At 42.0% G+C, this 19,877-nt stretch carries 18 protein-coding genes, 1 tRNA gene and 4 pseudogenes; 21 read left to right on the plus strand and 2 right to left on the minus strand.

Annotation, left to right across the window (positions count from 1 at the left end; genetic code table 11):
• Positions 1–165 precede the first annotated feature (165 nt).
• From DXA05_RS20900 to DXA05_RS20930, 7 genes and pseudogenes are all read left to right on the plus strand, one after another.
• The gene (locus tag DXA05_RS20900; RefSeq protein ID WP_117809461.1) at positions 166–1,623 is read left to right on the plus strand and encodes a lipopolysaccharide biosynthesis protein; all 1,458 of its coding nucleotides are present in this window, start codon (positions 166–168) and stop codon (positions 1,621–1,623) included.
• Positions 1,610–2,662, plus strand: coding sequence for a hypothetical protein (locus DXA05_RS20905; protein ID WP_117809462.1), 1,053 nt, complete (start codon positions 1,610–1,612; stop codon positions 2,660–2,662). Before DXA05_RS20900 ends, DXA05_RS20905 begins: the two co-directional genes overlap by 14 nt.
• A gap of 55 nt (positions 2,663–2,717) precedes the next feature.
• Positions 2,718–3,579: pseudogene (locus DXA05_RS20910) on the plus strand (LicD family protein).
• Positions 3,576–4,598 carry a hemolysin activation protein gene (locus tag DXA05_RS20915; protein WP_256144869.1) on the plus strand — a complete coding sequence of 341 codons (1,023 nt, stop codon included), beginning with the start codon at positions 3,576–3,578 and terminating at the stop codon, positions 4,596–4,598. Before DXA05_RS20910 ends, DXA05_RS20915 begins: the two are co-directional and overlap by 4 nt.
• Positions 4,571–5,688 (plus strand): annotated as a pseudogene (locus DXA05_RS20920) (glycosyltransferase family 4 protein). The gene DXA05_RS20915 and the pseudogene DXA05_RS20920 overlap by 28 nt, the downstream one beginning before the upstream one ends.
• Before the next feature lie 10 nt (positions 5,689–5,698).
• Positions 5,699–6,964 (plus strand): glycosyltransferase family 4 protein, encoded by a 1,266-nt coding sequence (locus DXA05_RS20925; RefSeq protein WP_032811925.1) that lies wholly within the window; start codon positions 5,699–5,701, stop codon positions 6,962–6,964.
• A complete protein-coding gene (locus DXA05_RS20930) occupies positions 6,957–7,706 on the plus strand; it encodes a glycosyltransferase family 2 protein (RefSeq protein WP_008642336.1) in 750 nt (249 codons plus the stop codon). Before DXA05_RS20925 ends, DXA05_RS20930 begins: the two co-directional genes overlap by 8 nt.
• Before the next feature lie 12 nt (positions 7,707–7,718).
• Here DXA05_RS20930 and DXA05_RS20935 read toward each other — a convergent pair.
• Positions 7,719–8,575 (minus strand): annotated as a pseudogene (locus DXA05_RS20935) (SGNH/GDSL hydrolase family protein).
• Positions 8,576–9,017: 442 nt separating this feature from the next.
• Between DXA05_RS20935 and DXA05_RS20940 the strand changes: the two are divergent.
• The 3 genes and pseudogenes from DXA05_RS20940 (at position 9,018) to DXA05_RS20950 (ending at position 10,453) form a co-directional block, all read left to right on the plus strand.
• A pseudogene (locus DXA05_RS20940) lies at positions 9,018–9,790 on the plus strand (class I SAM-dependent methyltransferase).
• A 74-nt stretch (positions 9,791–9,864) separates the two neighbouring features.
• Positions 9,865–10,215: an AraC family transcriptional regulator gene (locus DXA05_RS20945; RefSeq protein ID WP_004296599.1), complete on the plus strand. Its 351-nt coding sequence runs from the start codon at positions 9,865–9,867 to the stop codon at positions 10,213–10,215.
• 13 nt (positions 10,216–10,228) lie between these two features.
• Positions 10,229–10,453: a hypothetical protein gene (locus DXA05_RS20950; RefSeq protein ID WP_004296600.1), complete on the plus strand. Its 225-nt coding sequence runs from the start codon at positions 10,229–10,231 to the stop codon at positions 10,451–10,453.
• Between the two features lie 18 nt (positions 10,454–10,471).
• Here DXA05_RS20950 and DXA05_RS20955 read toward each other — a convergent pair whose 3' ends face one another.
• The gene (locus DXA05_RS20955; RefSeq protein ID WP_008023339.1) at positions 10,472–11,170 is read right to left on the minus strand and encodes an NAD-dependent deacylase; all 699 of its coding nucleotides are present in this window, start codon (positions 11,168–11,170) and stop codon (positions 10,472–10,474) included.
• 473 nt (positions 11,171–11,643) lie between these two features.
• Here DXA05_RS20955 and DXA05_RS20960 point away from each other — a divergent pair, with 473 nt between their 5' ends.
• The 11 genes from DXA05_RS20960 (at position 11,644) to DXA05_RS21000 (ending at position 19,455) form a co-directional block, all read left to right on the plus strand.
• Entirely contained in the window at positions 11,644–12,228 is a 585-nt protein-coding gene (locus DXA05_RS20960) for an FKBP-type peptidyl-prolyl cis-trans isomerase (protein ID WP_008023341.1), read from the plus strand.
• 20 nt (positions 12,229–12,248) lie between these two features.
• Positions 12,249–13,127: an FKBP-type peptidyl-prolyl cis-trans isomerase gene (locus tag DXA05_RS20965; protein WP_004296603.1), complete on the plus strand. Its 879-nt coding sequence runs from the start codon at positions 12,249–12,251 to the stop codon at positions 13,125–13,127.
• A 160-nt stretch (positions 13,128–13,287) separates the two neighbouring features.
• A complete protein-coding gene (locus tag DXA05_RS20970) occupies positions 13,288–13,752 on the plus strand; it encodes an Lrp/AsnC ligand binding domain-containing protein (RefSeq protein ID WP_004302580.1) in 465 nt (154 codons plus the stop codon).
• A gap of 5 nt (positions 13,753–13,757) precedes the next feature.
• Entirely contained in the window at positions 13,758–14,069 is a 312-nt protein-coding gene (locus tag DXA05_RS20975) for a DUF4491 family protein (RefSeq protein WP_004296605.1), read from the plus strand.
• Between the two features lie 91 nt (positions 14,070–14,160).
• Positions 14,161–14,234, plus strand: a tRNA-Ile gene (locus DXA05_RS20980).
• 141 nt (positions 14,235–14,375) lie between these two features.
• Positions 14,376–15,659 carry a phage integrase SAM-like domain-containing protein gene (locus DXA05_RS20985; RefSeq protein WP_128859603.1) on the plus strand — a complete coding sequence of 428 codons (1,284 nt, stop codon included), beginning with the start codon at positions 14,376–14,378 and terminating at the stop codon, positions 15,657–15,659.
• 73 nt (positions 15,660–15,732) lie between these two features.
• Positions 15,733–16,359 carry a hypothetical protein gene (locus tag DXA05_RS27990; protein ID WP_256144867.1) on the plus strand — a complete coding sequence of 209 codons (627 nt, stop codon included), beginning with the start codon at positions 15,733–15,735 and terminating at the stop codon, positions 16,357–16,359.
• A gap of 47 nt (positions 16,360–16,406) precedes the next feature.
• On the plus strand, positions 16,407–16,736 hold the full coding sequence (locus DXA05_RS27995; RefSeq protein WP_256144866.1) for a hypothetical protein: 330 nt from the start codon (positions 16,407–16,409) through the stop codon (positions 16,734–16,736).
• A 353-nt stretch (positions 16,737–17,089) separates the two neighbouring features.
• Positions 17,090–17,578 (plus strand): hypothetical protein, encoded by a 489-nt coding sequence (locus DXA05_RS20995; protein ID WP_128859604.1) that lies wholly within the window; start codon positions 17,090–17,092, stop codon positions 17,576–17,578.
• A 66-nt stretch (positions 17,579–17,644) separates the two neighbouring features.
• On the plus strand, positions 17,645–17,980 hold the full coding sequence (locus tag DXA05_RS28450) for a hypothetical protein (protein WP_347812617.1): 336 nt from the start codon (positions 17,645–17,647) through the stop codon (positions 17,978–17,980).
• 17 nt (positions 17,981–17,997) lie between these two features.
• Positions 17,998–19,455, plus strand: a complete 1,458-nt coding sequence (locus DXA05_RS21000) for a hypothetical protein (RefSeq protein WP_347812618.1) — start codon at positions 17,998–18,000, stop codon at positions 19,453–19,455.
• Positions 19,456–19,877 lie beyond the last annotated feature (422 nt).

The following is a 19,877-nucleotide window of genomic DNA, read 5'->3' on the forward strand; positions in this document are numbered from 1 at the left end:
TCGCCAACAATTTTACAAAACATATCCAATTGTGAACGCAGTGCGTTCACAATTGATTACACCTACCTAACATACAACTTATCCAACAGAAAGTAGAAGAATGGAAGAAAGAATTTTCCGAACAGCAACAAGCAAAGATACTATCCGATAAAGTAAAATAATAGCATGAGCGAGAATCAGTCACTAAAAGAAAAGACAGCCAAAGGACTATTTTGGGGAGGATTCAGCAACGGCATACAGCAGTTGCTAACTCTTGTTTTCGGAATTTTCTTAGGACGATTGCTTACCCCTTCAGACTATGGTATGGTAGGAATGTTGTCCATTTTCTCCCTCATAGCCAGCTCAATACAAGAAAGTGGTTTCACAGCCGCCCTTGTCACTAGAAAAGAAGTAACTCATAAAGATTATAATGCCGTATTCTGGTTCAACATTTCAATCAGTCTGTGCTTGTATCTAGTATTATTCCTGTGCGCACCACTCATTGCTGATTTTTACAAAACTCCTGAACTGAAATCGCTAGCCCGATATGCTTTCACAGGCTTTGTCATCGCTAGTTTGGGAATATCCCACAGTGCCTATTTGCAGCGTAATCTGATGATTAAGCAACGGTCTTTATCCATGGTTATCGGAGTTACCATATCCGGCATTGCCGGAGTCACACTTGCCTATCTAGGCTTCTCATATTGGGGGTATGCCACACAAGGCATAGTTTACGTAGCCGTCAATACAGCTTGCAACTGGTACTTTTCAAGTTGGCGGCCTACGTTCGAATTCAATCTCGCTCCTATAAAACAGATGTTCGGATTCAGTGGAAAACTTTTAATTACCAATATCTTCAATCACATCAACAACAATCTGTTTTCCGTGATACTGGGTAAGTTCTACACCGAAAAGGAAGTAGGATATTACAATCAGGCCAACAAATGGTGTACAATGGGGCAATCTTTCATATCGGGCATGATAAACGGAGTGGCACAGCCGGTACTCACCAAAGTGTCGGACGACCTCGAACGACAAAAACGGGTATTTCGCAAAATGCTGCGTTTCACCGCCTTTGTCTCGTTTCCTGCCATGTTGGGATTGTCCATTATATCGCAAGAACTAATTACTATTGCCATCACCGACAAATGGCACTCCAGTATATCTATCATGCAAATACTCTGTATTAGTGGAGCTTTTATCCCTATTGCAGGACTCTATCAGCAACTCATCATCAGCAAAGGAAAATCCCACATCTATATGTGGAACACCATAGTGCTCGGCATTATTCTACTCACGAGTGTCCTTTTGGCCCATTCGCACGGAATCTATGCCATGCTTGCCGTCTACGTATCCATCAATATATTGTGGATACTGACGTGGCACTTCTTCGTGCAACAGGAAATCGGACTAAAGTTACACCATGCTTTGGCAGACATACTTCCTTATGCTGTCATTGCCGCCACCGTTATGGTAATCACCTATTATTCCACCCGCTCCATCGAGAATATCTATCTCCGCCTGGCAAGCAAGATAGTGCTCGCAGCAGTACTCTACGTAGCCGCCATGTGGGGCAGCCGTTCGGTCACCTTTAAAGAAAGCATCCAGTATTTCATCAAAAAGAAGACACATGAACCCCAATGATCTTGCCACCAAATACCGCCTTCTGAATCGTTCTTTCAAAAAGACGATGATCTATCACATAGGTATAGACGCCGGATTCTTTACCGAATACACCTATATGCTCCATGCAATGCTCTATTGCCTGCAACACAAAATACAGTTCAAGCTTTACTCCGACGACGCCAACTTCGGATGGGAAAAGGGCTGGGAAGACTGTTTCGCACCTTTCTGCGAGCAAGTGCACGAACCGTTTCACCACACCTACAACACTCATCGCCTGCCTTCATGGCAAGCATTGATGAAAGACAAAAAACTATCTAAAGCGAAGTTACTGAAATGGAAACTGAAAGTAACCTGCAAGAACATCATCGGAAAAGCCCTTGCTTTCTTCACGTATGGTAAACCGGTGTTGCTCAACTTCCAAGTGACGTTCAACCCCAACCAGCACTTCCATATCCCCGAACTGGGAATAGACGGTGACTACCTCCACACCTTCCAAAAGCTGACGGAAATCACCTGGAAACTCAACGACACCACCGCACAGGAATGTCGCCAATTTGCCGCCACCCTGCAACTTCCGCCTCAATACGCCGGATGCCAGATACGCGGAGGAGACAAGATAACCGAAACCAACCTGCTGCCACCGGAACACTACATACGCCTCATCAAAGAAAAGACAGCCATCCGCGACGTCTTTGTATTGACCGACGACTACCGTCTCTTCGAGCAAGTGCAAACCCTTGCTCCGGACATACACTGGTACACCCTTTGCAGCCCCAACGAGCAAGGATACGTCAACAGCGCCTTCACGCAGACCACCAAAGAGTTGAAACAGAAACAAATGGCACGTTTCCTCTGCTCAATACAGCTATTGATGGATGCTTCCGTCTTTATAGGAAGCATCACCACCGGCCCCAGCCTGTTCCTGTTGAAGAAGTTCTATCCGGAGATCAATCCGGCAGACTGTCTGCTCAAAGATTTCCCACAGGCATCCGTCCTCCCCATTCCGGGACGCGGGCGAGTGGCCACCGAATTTATGCAAGTAAACTTAAAGTTATAGTAACTTAGCAATATAATTACTACATTTGCAAGACAACGTGCATTAACCATTTCCGATGAACAAGAAATATACAGCCGAAGAGCTTGATTTATTACATGCCGAACTTTACGACATATTGGGAGAAACCCTCCGGGTGTGTCAGAAGCACGATATTCCCTATTTTGTGATAGGCGGCACAGCCATCGGTGCACTCTACGATCAGGGCATTCTCCCCTGGGATGATGATATAGACATCGGCATGACGCGGGAGAATTACACAAATTCTTAAAAGTAGCACCCGGGGAACTGGGCCCCTCCTACTTCCTTTCATGGATAGAGACAGACCCGCACACCCCTTATTACTACGCGAGGTTAAGAAAAACAACACCCTTTTCGTAGAAGAAATGTTCAAGAACATCCCGATGCATCCGGGCATCTTTGTAGATATCTTCCCGTTCGACAGGATTCCCGACAACAAACTGTTGCGGCAAATGCAATCCGGCATACTCGGCTTCCTCAAATGCTGCCTGATGGGAAAAGAAATATGGATGTGGAAACACTTCGGCAAATGCGAAATAGAGAACCCTACAAACCGGGGAGCCTTCTCCTGTCTCCTGAACAGAATAGTCGACTCTCTTTTCTCTAAAAAAGCAATTTACCAGATGCTGGTATCCGTGCAAAGCTGTTTCAACTCACGAAACACCCGCTACTACAACAACGTTATGGCAACCGCCGACCACGTGACCGTAGGAAGTATCCGCCACCTGCAACCGGTGAAATTCGGTCCCCTCACCGTGACCGCTCCCGATGATCTGGAAGGGTTCCTGCGATACAACTACCCGACCTTGCATCGATTTACCAAGGAGGAACAGGAAAAAATAAATAACCACTATCCTGCCGCCCTCTCATTCAGTACAACCCCAAAACAAGAACTATGAATATGAAATCCGCTTTAGTAGACGTCCCGGTACTTATACTGTTCTTCAACCGCCCGCAACAACTGTCGCAAGTGTTCGAGCAAGTGAAGAAAGCACGTCCGTCCCGGCTCTTCCTCTATCAGGACGGAGCACGAAGCGAACGCGATTTGCCCGGAATAGAAGCCTGCCGTGAAATCGTATCACAGATAGACTGGGAATGTGAAGTAGAACAGCTTTATCAGGAAAAGAATTTCGGCTGTGACCCTTCAGAATATCTTTCGCAGAAATGGGCCTTCTCCAAAGTCGACAAGTGCATCGTATTGGAAGACGACGATGTGCCCTCCGTTTCCTTTTTCCAATTCTGCAAGGAGATGCTGGATAAATACGAATATGACACCCGCATCAGCATGATTGCCGGATTTAACCCCGAAGAAATCACCCAAGATATGCCCTATGACTATTTCTTTACCACCACCTTTTCCATTTGGGGATGGGCGAGCTGGAAACGGGTAGTCGACCAATGGGACGAGTTTTACAGTTTCCTGGACGACTCCTTCAACATGCAACAACTGGAGCAACTCATCAAAGAACGCAAATTCCGGAGCGACTTTATCTATATGTGCCAGCGTCACCGGGAACAGCAGAAAGCCTTTTATGAAACCATCTTCCACGCCTCTATCCTGTTCAACTCCGGGCTAAGCATCGTGCCTACCCGCAACATGATAAACAACCTCGGAGCAACGGCAGATTCCACCCATTTTGCCGGCTCGGTCCACACCCTGCCCAAGGGTTATCGCCGCATCTTCACCATGAAGCGTTACGAGGTGGACTTTCCGCTGCGGCATCCCCGCTACGTCATTGAAAACGTAGCCTACAAAGAGAAGGTTTACCGCATCATGGGCTGGGATCATCCATGGATCAAGATAGGGCGTTCGTTCGAAGAACTGTTCCTCAACCTGAAATACGGTAATTTCTCCATCATTACGAAAGCTGTCAAAAACCGAATAAACAAATGGCTGAAAAGAAACAAGCACCACTAAATACGTTGCTTACTATTTATTTTTACCATACCCGCCTCACACGGGAAAGTTACGAGGAATGGAAAGAATATAAATTCCCCGGACATATTTTATACGGACTTCCTCTGCTGGAAAATTACGGAATACGCTCCGTGATGCACAAATGCAAATACTTCTCCGGCCGCCTGAAACTCATGTTTTACGCCACCAAAGAGATTCTCTTCTGCAAAGAAAAATACGACGTGCTCTATGCCACCTCTTTCCGGGGGATAGAACCCGTCATCTTCCTCCGTGCGCTGGGACTGTACCGCAAACCTATTGTCATCTGGCATCACACGGCCGTCGTCACCAACCCCAAACCCTGGCGCGAACAAATCTCCCGCCTTTTTTACAAAGGTATCGACCAAATGTTCCTATTCAGCCGGAAGCTGATTCAGGACTCGCAGAAAACCCGGAAAGCTCCGTCCCACAAACTGAAACTGATACATTGGGGCCCGGACCTTCCTTTCTACGACCATCTGCTGGCAGAAATGCCCGATCGGAAACCCGAAGGATTTATCTCCACCGGCAAAGAGAACCGGGACGTGGACACCTTGCTCCAGTCATTCTCCGCAACCAACGAGGAATTGGATCTGTACATTGCCGTCTCATGCGGCAACATCAACTATAAAAAGATACTCGACCGCTATTCAGTGCCCGACTCCATCCACATCCACTACACCGACGGAGTGATTCCCTACGAACTAGGAAAACTGGTAGCCCGCAAAAGCTGCATCGTCATCTGCTGTCTGGACTTCCCCTACACCGTAGGACTGACCACTCTCGTAGAAGCATTTGCCCTCGGCATCCCCGTCATCTGCTCGCGCAACCCCAACTTCGAAATCGACATCGACAAGGAAGAAATCGGCATCACCGTAGAATATAACGATGTACAAGGCTGGATAGACGCTATCCGCTACATCGCCGACCATCCCGAAGAGGCACGACGCATGGGAGAGAATGCACGCAAACTGGCAGAAGAACGCTTCAACCTCGAAATCTTTTCGCGCGAATAGCAGAAAGCTTGTTGGAAATATCAAACATTTCCTCTAAAAACCGTACATTTGCATAAACTTTTGCCCATGAGAGTCCTGATAATAAATACATCTGAACGAATAGGAGGAGCGGCCATTGCAGCAAGCCGGTTGATGGAGTCACTGAAAAACAACGGTATCAAAGCCAAAATGCTGGTGCGTGACAAGCAGACCGACCAAATCAGTGTGGTCCGCTTAAAAAGTAACTGGTTGCAAGTGTGGAAGTTCATGTGGGAACGGATCGTTATCTGGAGTGCCAATCGTTTCCGCCGATACCATCTGTTCGACGTTGACATTGCCAACACAGGTACAGACATCACCTCACTCCCGGAATTTCGCCAAGCCGACGTGATCCATCTGCATTGGGTCAACCAAGGAATGCTCTCGCTGAAAGATATACGGAAAATACTCACTTCCGGCAAACCTGTGGTATGGACCATGCACGATATGTGGCCATGTACCGGCATCTGCCACTACGCACGGGAATGTAAAAACTATCAGCAAGAGTGTCACGACTGCCCTTACATCTACAAAGGCGGCGGCCGGAAAGATTTATCTTACCGCACTTTCCGCAAAAAACAAAAGTTATACAGCTACGCTCCCATTCATTTCGTCACGTGCAGTCACTGGCTGAAGGAACAAGCACAGACCAGCGCATTGTTTGAAGGAAAAAGCGTCACCAATATTCCGAACGCTATTAATACCAACCTGTTCAAACCCATGAACAAAAAAGAAGCACGTGCCAAGTTCATGTTGCCGGAGGGTAAGAAACTGGTTCTGTTCGGCTCGTTAAAGATCACCGACAAACGAAAAGGAGTCGACTATCTCATTGAAGCCTGCAAGCTGCTGGCAGAAAAGCATCCGGAATGGAAAGAGTCACTGGGGGTAGTCGTATTCGGCAACCAGTCACAGCAATTGCAGGAGCAGCTTCCTTTCCATGTCTACCCGCTCCCCTATATCAAGAATGAGCATGAGATAGTAAATATCTACAATGCCGTAGACCTCTTCGCCATCCCGTCTCTGGAAGAGAATCTTCCTAACATGATTATGGAAGCAATGGCCTGCGGAGTACCCTGTGTCGGCTTTAACGTAGGAGGTATTCCCGAAATGATCGACCATCTGCACAACGGTTACGTAGCACAATACAAATCTTCGGAAGATTTTGCCAACGGCATACATTGGATATTGACGGAACCGGAATACGATGAACTCTCCGCACAAGCCTGCCGCAAGGTCTTGGGTAATTATTCGGAGAGCATCATCGCAAAGAAATATACAGATGTCTACAATAAAATAACGGGGAAATATGCATAGTGTCCATCCTACTCCCAAGTTCTCTATTATTACGGTGACGTACAATGCTGAAAAAGTATTGGAAGACACGATTCAGAGTGTCATTTCACAGACCTATCATCATATAGAATACATCATCGTAGATGGAGCTTCCAAGGATGGAACCATTTCTATTATCAACCGCTACCGCCCGCACATACACACCGTTGTCAGCGAACCGGACAAAGGACTGTATGACGCCATGAATAAAGGCATCGCCCTTGCCAGCGGCGATTATCTCTGTTTCCTGAACGCGGGCGACTGTTTTCACGAGGACGACACACTACAACAAATGGTGCATACCATCAACGGCAGCGAACTGCCCGATGTGCTTTACGGAGAAACCGCTATCGTAGACCAGGACAGGCATTTCCTGCGGATGCGCAGATTGTCTGCCCCTGAAACGCTCACCTGGAAAAGTTTCAAACAGGGAATGTTAGTCTGCCATCAGGCATTCTTTCCCCGTCATACGCTGGTAGAGCCCTACAACTTGAAATATCGTTTTTCTGCCGATTTCGACTGGTGCATCCGTATTATGAAGAAAGCGCGCACCTTACACAATACCCATCTGACGATTATCGATTATCTGGATGAAGGAATGACTACCCGCAATCAGAAAGCCTCCCTGAAAGAGAGATTTCGCATCATGGCAAAGCACTACGGGTTGATTGGCACCATAGCACATCATATATGGTTTGTGATCCGTGCGGTGACTCACCGGTAAAGCTGGTTCTCTTTAAAATGTTGCAGGCAACGCAAGCAACTGGTACATCAGCGTACGTGCCATACGTATCTGCCCCTTTGTACTAGGATGTAAACGGTCATATCCTGCATCGTAGAAGTAAATCAGTTGCTCTTCCACCATCGGGTTCAGCCCGGTTACCGCATTAAAATCAATTACGGGCACTCCCCACACATTACCGACTTCCTTGACGGCCTGCACGTAGGCATCCACATATTCACCACAACTATTCTGATAGTTTTCATCCGGTTGCACGTTCTTCTCTCCAAAATCCGCCAGTGAGCGGTGCAACGGGGTTAATAGTACAATCTGCTTATCCGGAAACAGTTGTTTCAGCCTGTTGATTCCGATGTTGATACGTCCTTTATACGTGTTTCCATCCATTATAGGCGTACGTTTCTTGCGGGTTTCCAGCTTTTTGACCTGTCCGCGGGCTGCCATCACCTGTTCTTCTGTTTCCGTAAACCACTCTCCGATAGGCACACCGTCATTAAAATCATTCGTACCCATCAGAATCAAGATAGCATCCACTTCTCCACCGTGTTCCTGCTTTAGTTTCTCGGCCTGACGGGGCACATCATTCCATTGTCTGCCGCTGATACCATATACATAAGGAGTAATCCCCAGCCATTCCTGCAGGAAATCCCAGTATTTCTTTATTTTGTCACCATAGCAGTTGGGATCTGTAATAGAGTCTCCTAAATATCCCACTCTTTTTCCTTGCACGGATGCCGGACAGCTCCATTATTCGTTTCAGCAGAGTTTGCAACTTTAGATGTTTGATTCTGTCCGCACAGAAAAGAGGAACAGAAAAACAGAATGGTACATGCGAGTAATAATTTGCTTTTCATCGGTATTATACATTAAATGAGAGATTTGTATCTAATATCCTGCAAATGTAATTCAAAAATAGGTAGTTTCAATCAATTTGGGCAGTCAATCTCATCCATACAACCGGACAGACAAACGGGTCTCTATTTGACGATTCTTGCTAAAATGCAGGTTTACAGTATTTTTTCATCAAAGTTATCATTGAGTTTTACACCTAAAATCCTATCTTTGTCACAAACTAAAAGAAAAATTGGATGTTTAACTCATTTTCATTCCATAAGGATTCCGTTCTGTAAATAATCTGTAAGCCTTCCTCTCATTACAGATTATCCCTTATGTTTTCTGACATATTCTTGTCAGAGTTATTTTCTATATCTAAATTTTAAACTATTTGTATGGTCAAATGGTCACAAGCATCGTCACATGCCTTCATTTACCGTACTGCTAAAACATTAAAAAACAATGAGTAACGAATTAAAAACAATCCACGAATTCGATTTTACACTGATATGTAATTACTTCAAAGACTAAAACGTCAAGGTCCGGGAAGCCCTGAAGTCACACAAAAAGCCTTAAGTTTCACCAACGAACTGTCTGACAATGCCAGAATAGCCGATATTGGCTGTGGCACAGGCGGGCAGACAATGGCATTAGCCAACTATACGAAAGGGCAAATTACAGGCATCGATCTTTTCCCCGACTTCATCGAAATATTCAACAGAAATGCAATAGAAGCCCATTGCGAAGACAGAGTAAAAGGCATTGTCGGTTCTATGGACGCTTTGCCGTTTCAAGAGGAAGAACTCGATCTGATCTGGTCCGAAGGAGCTATCTATAATATAGGATTCGAACGCGGCATGAATGAATGGAATAAGTTCCTGAAAAAGAACGGATTCATCGCTGTAACGGAAGCATCCTAGTTCACCCCGGAACGCCCCTCCGAAATAGACGACTTCTGGATGGCTAATTACCCGGAAATCGATACGATTCCGAGAAAAATAGCACAAATGGAGAAAGCCGGATATATCCCGACAGCCCATTTCATCTTACCGGAAAATTGCTGGACCGAGCATTTCTATGCTCCCCAATTCCCGGTTCAGGAAGCCTTTCTGAAGGAATATGCAGGAAATGAAGCTGCCGCAGACCTCATCGCCGGTCAACGACACGAAGAGAGCCTATATAATAAGTATAAGGAATACTACGGCTATGTATTCTATATAGGACAAAAAAGATAATTGACTATCTGCCGGAGAAGTTAGCAAGATAGGATAACTCTCCGGCATTTATTATCCTTTATTTTGCAGAAGATATGGAAACGAAAGATATAAATAAGGAAGAATATCAGTTACGGATCAACAAAGTGACCGACTATATCCATCAAAACATTGACCAGCCGTTATCATTACAGAAAATGGCGGGTATCGCATGCTTTTCTCCTTTCCACTTCCACCGCGTATTTACAATCCTGACCGGCGAAACGCCTACGGATTATATCAAACGCACCCGGATTGAAAAAGCAGCCCTATTATTAAAACAAAACAAGGAACTTTCCGCCACCGAAATTGCCGCCCTTTGCGGCTTTAGCAGCCTTTCGCTGTTAAGTCGCAATTTCAGGCTGCATTTCAGTATGACGATCCGGGAGTTCCGCTCACTAAAATAAAACGCTAAAGAATATGGAAAAAGAAAATAAGATTCTGATTTTTCGAACTTCTATCACCAAAAGATGTGACATCAAACGCATAGGAAAACTTTTGGCAGAGTTCCCTCAAATAGACAAATGGAATGTGGACTTTGAGGACTGGGAGAAAATATTAAGAATCGAGTGCAGTGGTATCACTGCACTCGAAATATCGGAAGTACTCCGGAATAATCATATTTTTGCCAGCGAACTGGAATAAAACGGAGGGAAAGAAGTCTCAAACTCCCAACAATTGTTTCAATTCACCCATTCCTTCAGAAGCTCCCTTCTGAATTACATGTATCGAACGGGAAGTATGCGTATCTACCGGTTTCGGATCAATCAGATACACCTCTGCTCCTCTCGGTACATAATGAAGCAGCCCCGCCGCAGGATATACATTAAGCGATGTACCGATAATGACGAAAATATCCGCTTTCTCCACATAGCGGATAGCTGTTTCAATTTCCGGCACAGCTTCTCCAAACCATACAATGAAAGGTCGTAATTGAGTGCCGTCACCGGCCTTGTCTCCCATCTTCACTTCATATTCTTCCGGTTTCAGCTCTTTTATAAATTGAGGATTATATGGATCTCTGCTGGAACATACTTTTGTCAGTTCGCCATGCAGATGAATAATGTGGCTACTTCCGGCGCGTTCATGCAGATTATCAACATTCTGTGTCACCACCGTTACATGGAAACTTTTCTCCAGTTCCGCCAACAACTCATGTCCACGGTTCGGTTTCACCTCCAACAACTGTTTCCGGCGTTCATTATAGAAATTAATCACCAGAGCCGGGTCCCGCTGATAACCTTCAGGAGTAGCCACCTGCTCCACAGGATATTTATCCCACAAACCGCCCGCATCCCGAAATGTACTGATCCCACTCTCGGCACTCATACCGGCACCCGTCAAAACTACCAGATTTTTCATTACTATTCCTCCTTCTTTTTTTAATAGCCACACAAATGTAATCAGAATCATCGAATAAAAGAAGACTTTCTTACGCTTAATCTAACCTGATATATACGAAACTTTAAGATGAAAGATACAGATAGTTAGTGTCAGACATACTAAGATTTATTCGTCTGACTATAGTTATATTTGCATCTGACTATAGTTATTCTTTCATCTGACTATAGTTAGACGAAAAGTAAACTATAGTCAGACGATTAATTATCTGCATAAACAAACCTAAATAATCAGAATAAGCCGATTAAATCCTACGAACAAAAAACTAATTCTTTAAAGAAAAGCGATTAACTTTCACAGATATAAGAATTTTTAAATAGCAAATGCTAAATCATTCAAATAAAACACGTACTTTTGCGTTTCATAAATTTGCAATTGATTGAAAGCTAAAACCATGAAGGTGATACATTTCAATCGCCAACAAAAAACATTATATGGATAAATTCAGTTACTCTATTGGCCTCGGAATTGGTCAAAACTTATCAAGCATGGGAATCGAAAACCTTGCGGTAGATGATTTCGCACAAGCAATCAAAGATGTATTAGAAGGTAATCAGACGGCTATCAGCCACAATGAAGCCCGCGAAATAGTGAACAAATATTTCGAAGAATTGGAATCTAAGATGAGTGCCGTTGCTATTGAGCAGGGACAGGCATTCCTCGAAGAAAACAAAAAAGGACCGGGCGTAGTTGTCCTTCCCAGCGGACTACAATATGAAATCATCAAAGAAGGTACAGGTAAAAAGCCGAAAGCTACCGATCAGGTAAGATGCCACTATGAAGGTACATTGATCGACGGTACACTGTTCGACAGCTCTATCCAACGCGGAGAACCGGCTGTATTCGGCGTCAACCAAGTAATCCCGGGATGGGTGGAAGCTTTGCAGCTGATGCCGGAAGGTTCCAAATGGAAACTGTATATTCCGTCAGAACTCGCTTATGGTGCAAGAGGTGCCGGAGAAATGATTCCTCCTCACAGCACACTCATTTTTGAAGTAGAATTACTCGAAGTATTATAAATAAAAAATTTCAAAGCAAAATGAAAAAAGTTAGTATTTTTATGGCAATCGCCGCTGCAGCAAGCCTTGCTTCTTGTACAGCTCAAGCTCCTAAAGCAAATCTGAAAACAGACATCGACTCATTGTCGTATTCTATCGGTATGGCTCAGACTCAAGGTCTGAAAGGCTATCTGACAGGTCGTCTGGATGTTGATACTACTTACATGGCAGAATTCATCAAAGGTTTGAACGAAGGCGCAAACAAGACTAGCAAAAAAGACATCGCTTACATGGCAGGTCTGCAAATCGGTCAGCAAATCAGCAACCAGATGATGAAAGGTATTAACCAAGAATTGTTTGGTACAGACTCTACTAAAACTATCAGCAAAGAAAACTTCATGGCAGGTTTCATCGCAGGTACTTTGGAAAAAGGCGGCGTAATGACTATGGAAGCAGCTCAAGAATATACTCGTACAGCTATGGAAACTATCAAAGCAAAAGCTTTGGAAGAAAAATATGCTGACTATAAAGCTGAAAACGAAAAATTCCTTGCTGAAAACAAGACTAAAGACGGCGTAAAAACTACTGCAAGCGGTCTGCAATACAAAGTAATCACTGAAGGTAAAGGTGAAATTCCTGCTGACACTTGCAAAGTGAAAGTGAACTACAAAGGTACTTTGATCGACGGAACAGAATTCGACAGCTCTTACAAACGTAACGAACCGTCTACTTTCCGTGCTAACCAAGTAATCAAAGGTTGGACAGAAGCATTGACTATGATGCCTGTAGGTTCTAAATGGGAACTTTATATCCCACAAGAACTTGCTTACGGTGCAAGAGAATCTGGCAACCAAATCAAACCGTTCTCTACTTTGATTTTCGAAGTTGAACTGTTGAGCATCGAAAAAGATAAGAAATAAGAAAGTTCTTTTCTAAATAGAAAAAGGAAAGAGGCGCAAAACGTTTGTGCCTCTTTTTTTTGCTTTTTCCTATTTTTTTTCTCCGAAAAGAAGAATAATTAAAATAAATCTCTATATTTGCTTACTATTTGATAACAACAGGAAATTACAATTTATTATTATGGAAAGAATAGACAACCTCGACAGGCAGATCCTAGAGATTATCTCCCAGAATGCCCGCATCCCTTTTAAAGACGTAGCAGCCGAATGTGGAGTATCACGCGCAGCTATCCATCAGCGCGTGCAAAGACTGATTGACCTAGGTGTCATTGTAGGCTCTGGTTACCATGTGAACCCGAAATCATTGGGCTACAGAACTTGTACATACGTAGGTATCAAGCTGGAAAAAGGCTCCATGTACAAATCTGTCGTAGCGGAATTACAAAAGATTCCCGAAATAGTGGAATGTCATTTCACTACAGGCCCGTACACAATGCTGACAAAACTTTATGCATGCGACAACGAACATCTGATGGATTTGCTGAATAACAAAATGCAAGAAATACCAGGTGTAGTAGCTACCGAGACTCTGATTTCTCTGGAACAGAGTATCAAGAAAGAGATTCCCATCCGCGTTGAAAAATAATTGTGATGGAGTTTCTAAATGAATATCACCTTGCAGGGTTATTCATCGGAATCTGTACCTTTTTGATTATCGGCCTTTTTCACCCCGTCGTGGTAAAGGCCGAATATTACTGGGGCACAAAATGCTGGTGGATATTCCTGGTACTCGGCATTGCCGGTGTGATTGCCTCCTTAAGTATCGATAATGTGATCTTATCTTCTTTATTAGGCGTGTTTGCGTTTTCTTCCTTCTGGACGATCAAAGAGGTTTTCGAACAGGAAGAACGGGTACAAAAAGGATGGTTCCCCAAGAATCCGAAGCGCAAATATAAGTTCTAGAAGCAAAGGATTACAGTTTTTTCTCGAAAGAATTTGCATAATTCGACGGAAAATACTACTTTTGTCACCGCATCCAGTTAATGGATACATCGGGCTTTTAGCTCAGTTGGTTAGAGCAACAGACTCATAATCTGGAGGTCCTTGGTTCAAGCCCAAGATGGCCCACAAACTAAGAGGCTCATTCCTAAGGGAATAGAGCCTCTTTTAGTTTGTAAACCCTCCAGATATAAGTCTGTTGCTCTTGATTATTTATTCCTATTTTAAGCAGATGTTGACTAATTGTTGACTAATTAAAATAGAGCTAATATGCTGACTATTAAAGCTGAAATTAAAAGGAGTGAACTAAAAGTTGACGGAACATATAACGTCAAGATTAGATTCACATTAGACCGCAAGGTAAAACGTTTATCCACCAACCTGTTTGTAACTCAACAAGACCTAACTAAATCCCTCAAATTTAAAGAGGATACTTCCATTAAGAGAGAGGTAGATAGGCTTGTTCTCTATTACAGGGAACAGTGTCTAAAACTGCAACTAGACCAAAATCATTATTCTTTGGATGAGATAGTTGAATTTCTGAACGGAGAACAGGAGAAACAACAGACCATTAATTTTATAAAGTTCAGTCGTGAATGGATAGCCTCAACTACAATCAAAGGTGCACCCAATTATACAACTGCCATTAATGCTTTAGTGCGTTTCATAGGTAAGGAGGAGTTGGATATTAATCTAATTACTCTTGACTTCTTAGAAGACTTCAAATCATTCTTGAATAAAGAACGTGAGATACGGACTAAAAGATTAATGCAGCAAGGCAAACGTGTACCTTCTAATCGTTCACTCTCCCTTTATTTGATAAGTATCAAGAAGTTGTTCAATGAAGCCAAGAAGAGGTATAATAAGAAGGATAAGAATTTAATCTTAATTCCCAACTCACCCTTCATAGAACTTGAAATACCCAAACAAGAAGCTACCCGTAAAAGAGCTATATCCGCAGATATTATAAAGAAGGTATGGAAGTTACCATATAAGGACATGAAGAAGGGTTACAAAGCTACGTGCCGTTATAATTTGGCTAAGGATTGCTTCATTCTCTCATTCTGCCTTATGGGTATGAACTCAGCAGATTTATACAATGCCACTGAAATGAAAGGCAATACAATTACATATAATCGTACAAAGACTAAAGACCGCAGACTGGATAAAGCTCAAATGAAGGTTGATATACCTAAATTAGCCCAACCGCTCATTGAGAAGTATAAGGATAAAACAGGTAAACGCCTCTTCAATTTCTATCAATATTACGTTGACGAGAAAGGTTTTAATAAAGCCATAAACTATGGTTTAAAGGAGATTGGAAGATTATTGGAGATTGATGACTTGGAATATTATGCAGCGCGCCACTCATGGGCTACCATAGCACTCAATAAAGTAGGAATTGACAAATATACAGTCCATGCAGCGTTAAACCACGTTGATGAAACAATGAGGGTAACGGACATCTATATTGAGCGGGATTTCGTCAACGAGAACAGGGCTAATGCGAAGGTCGTGAAGTACGTATTGGAAGAATGTAATTACATTCTGTAGCAGTTTGTAATGCTGTTCTATTGCATAATGGGACAGCATTATTTATCTTTACAGCACTAATATAAGAAGCGATATGAGAGATTACATACTACCAATTCCAGAATTAAAAAGGATAGAACCCATACTCACGGAATACTTTGGCTATAAGCGTGCCATGTTTGAGAATGAGCTGTTAGCAACTTACTACCATGAATATCCCAGCGGAATCAGTGAAGATATTTGTAAGAACTACATGACAGACCATTCATTTCTAAATACTATTGCAGTAGATAACGGAGTATTTGATTATAAACGGTATGCTTCCAAATCCATTTCTACCAATAAGGCATTTAATCCAAGTAGCTTCATTATGGATTCAGAACACAATATACTTGTCACCCTGCCAAGTAATAATATGTTGGAAAGGCTGATTGATTTATTACAGAAGTATGGTGAAACTGACAATGACGGAGTAATTGGAATAAGTTTGCTTGTTGTAGCTACCATATATGAGAAGTATAAGAATGGTGAACTTTACACAGAAGTTACCATATCAGAGAACACACTGCCTTATCTGGAACAAGTCCGTCCAGAGATGTTAAAGCTATATGAGTTGCTGAATACCAAGAGATACTCACCTTCCAAGAAGAAGGAGCTAAGGGTATTCAGTCCTATAACCATTGATAACGGAGTTAAAAAGATAACTCTTGCTATTGGCTGACAGATTTACTGGATAACTATCTTCACATCTATTTAGGAGTAAACAGTTTGGAAGAAGCCCAACAGGAATTGAAGGAAGTATATTCACAGAAGAAGGGCAGGAAAGCCAATAATGCAGCCCATAATCTAATCATGTATGGTACATTCCACCTGTTACAAAGATATTCCTCATTAAAGACCAAGAGTGAACAGATACGCATGACTTTAGGCTACATGGAATTATTATTTGAAGCGGACAGTTTCAATAATGACGAGAACTACACCAATGCAGCAATAGCCTATTTGGTAAAGCAAGGCTATAAACCACAATGGAAGCCCAAACAAACAGAAGACTACAACTTCTCACCCAATAATCAATCTACAGAACATCTCTGGTAATTAATAATTCACCAACCCTTACAGACTACCATGTAATCACGTGGTAGTTATTTTTATGTCCTTAAATCAGCTAATCCATTGATATTCTTATATCTAAAGAATACACTTCAAATCGCCTTCTATTCTTTATAACACACCTTCTGACTATTCCCCACCTTTGCAATGTAAAACGAGAGCATTGAATAACTGACAAGACAAGTTCCTAAAGAATAGAGCTGAAATCAGAACTTATTCTTTATAACACAGCAGTTAGGATAGCAGTAGTTTTGCACCGCAATCAAACGTTAAGGGTGCACACTTAACCGGAGGTTGCAGAATAAAATTAATTAATAACAAATTAAAATTTAAAGATTATGAAAATTACAAATTTAAATTTCGGAGGTTATATTATTCCTGCAAACTCTTATGACAACATGGGTGCACACAACACTGTAAAATTCATGATGCAGAAGGGGGAATATTTAACAGTCAAATTCAGTAAGGACAAAGGTGGGTACAACTACGCATGGGTAGAATCCGATAAATTAAAAGGTTTCAAATATCTATTAACAGGAAGTTCAATTGCATGGTTGGCGACATATCTGCAATCTGGAGAATATGAGGACTGCAATATAAAACCAACAGAAGTAACTCCCGAAGAGGATGAGAACTTCGATATTCAGACCGAGGTACTTAAAATCTTCATAAATCAAAAGAGAAAGGTACAAATTACTCCATTATTCAGAGAGACAAGTGGATATATCAATGCAACAGCCTCCTTTGCACATGGAAAGGTACTATTTAGAATCAAGCGTACAGAAGAGTTGGTAGATTACCTAAGAGAGCAAGATTATTTAATATAAGAATAGCTAACTTTGCAACGGGAGAGGGATAAATGCCTTCTCCCTCCTTTTAATTACAAAGTGACAATGGAAACAAGGTACATAAAGATTAATAAAGACGCGAATAACAAGATTCAATATTTAAAGGAAGTATTACCGAAGATTCCTGCCAATACAATACTATATAAGAAACTGACAGGACTTGGAGCTACTTATGGAGAACTGAAAGCAGACAGGCATTCTATCATTATCGAACCGAATGTTCCTGTAATAATTGGTAAATGTGAGGATTCCAAACATAAAGCTGATGCTCTGTTCGGAGTATATAAGGGTGTAAACACGGAAGACATTATTGAATATTTGAATAAGAATAAAGCAGGTTCTATAAGATACTTACCACGCCAGAAAGTTTCAAGAAGGTAAAAGATGCCTTTGAAGCAATGGATATGGATATACGCTTTACTTGCTTCCTATTGTTCGACGAATGCCACAAAGTCACGAAAGATGTTGATTACAGAAATGATATAACCCTGCCACTGGACGACTTCTTCGATTTTGAAGAGAAGGCGCTCGTTTCAGCCACACCAATAGAAGTAACAGACCCACGCTTTGAACAACAGGGCTTTCAAATATTAGAAATCCAACCGACATTTGAATATACCAGGAATATCCAAGTAAGTCACACAAATAATATTTTAGAAACCACCAAGAATATTCTTTCATTGATTAAGTCTACCAACGGGAGCAACAACCAGTACAATTGCTTCTTTATAAACTCAACCGACATTATATATTCACTCATCAAACAAATGGATATACAGGATGATTCTGTAGTATTCTGTGCAGACCAAAGTGTAGACAAGTTGAAAAGGTTGAAGTTTAAGAACGCCTGTTCCAAATGGGATAGGAATAAGATAAAGATGTATAATTTCTTTACTTTCAGATTCTACAATGCATTGGATATAGAATTGGATGAACAGCCCAACATTATTATTATATCCGATGTCTACTTTGCGGAACAGACAATGGTAGACCCTTACTGTGATGTCATACAGATAGTAGGTAGATTCAGAAACGGAGTATCTAATATTGTACATATCAGTAATACCAATAAAGATTTACCTCAACGCAGCATGGAAGAAATAAAACTTTATATTCATAGCAGTGAGGAAGTTTATAAGATTCTTACCAGCTATTACAATACGGCTACCACCAAAGAGGCAAGGGATGCATACCGTTCGGCACGTGATAGTGTACCATATAATAAATACTTGGATAAGAGGCAGAACAAGAATTGGTTTGCTATTGATAATTACATTAATGAGGAAATTCTAAAAGGCTATTATCATGATAGAGAATCACTAGTTAACGCCTATAAGAATACAGGAGCTTTCAATGTTGAATCAACCGGCTTCTCATACCCACTAGGAGACACAGAACGTTTGAAACGAGAGAACAGATGCATATCTCTTAAGGAGAAACGCAAAGTCATAGTTTCCCAACTTGAACTATTGGATAACACGGAACTGGATATGCAATTTAAAAGAGACTTAATCGAAAGTGATGAATTTATAGTGAAAGCCTATGATTGTTTAGGTAAAGGAGAAATAGAAAGATTGAATTACTCCCAGTCCAAAATACAGGAAGCCATGATACTCAAACAATACCAGACCAGAAGCAAAGGCGGGGAAACTGTCGCATTAATCAAGAACTCTTTTAGAATCGGACGGAAGTACAAATTGGATTACATAAAGAAGGAAATTAAACGTATATATGAATTAATGGAAGTACCACCTCATAAAGCCATAACAAGTAAAACTATAGAAGAGTTCTTTCATACGGAGAATGCATGGATTGGCAAAGACAAAGCCAGACTAATCATTAGAGAAAGAGTATAAGAGATATACTACCATTTTAGAAAGAACTCTATTTATATGGGGGTGTTCTAAAAATGTTGAATATGCCATAGTCCCGATAGTCCGGTTATCACCAACTTGGATTATCGGGATTTATTTTATCCTGTAGTCTGTCATTCCCGATTGTGGTATAATGGTTAGGCAATGCCACTGACATTTATTACCTTTGCAATACCTCAAATGACATAACATTCAGATTGTCTGTTACCTACCCAGATTCACCACTACAAACCTATTCTAATCTTATTAATTACTATGAAGGAACTTACCTATCATGAAATCAGAATTAAAGCCCTGAAGAATAATGTACGGGACAATAAACTTCAAATCGGAATGTGGGCGCAATTTAATGGCTACATGAAACGCAGGGTACACAGGAACGGAAGATATTATACTGTATATAT

The sequence above is a fragment of the Bacteroides sp. AM54-2NS genome, from assembly GCF_003602935.1.
Taxonomy (GTDB): Bacteria; Bacteroidota; Bacteroidia; order Bacteroidales; family Bacteroidaceae; genus Bacteroides; species Bacteroides xylanisolvens.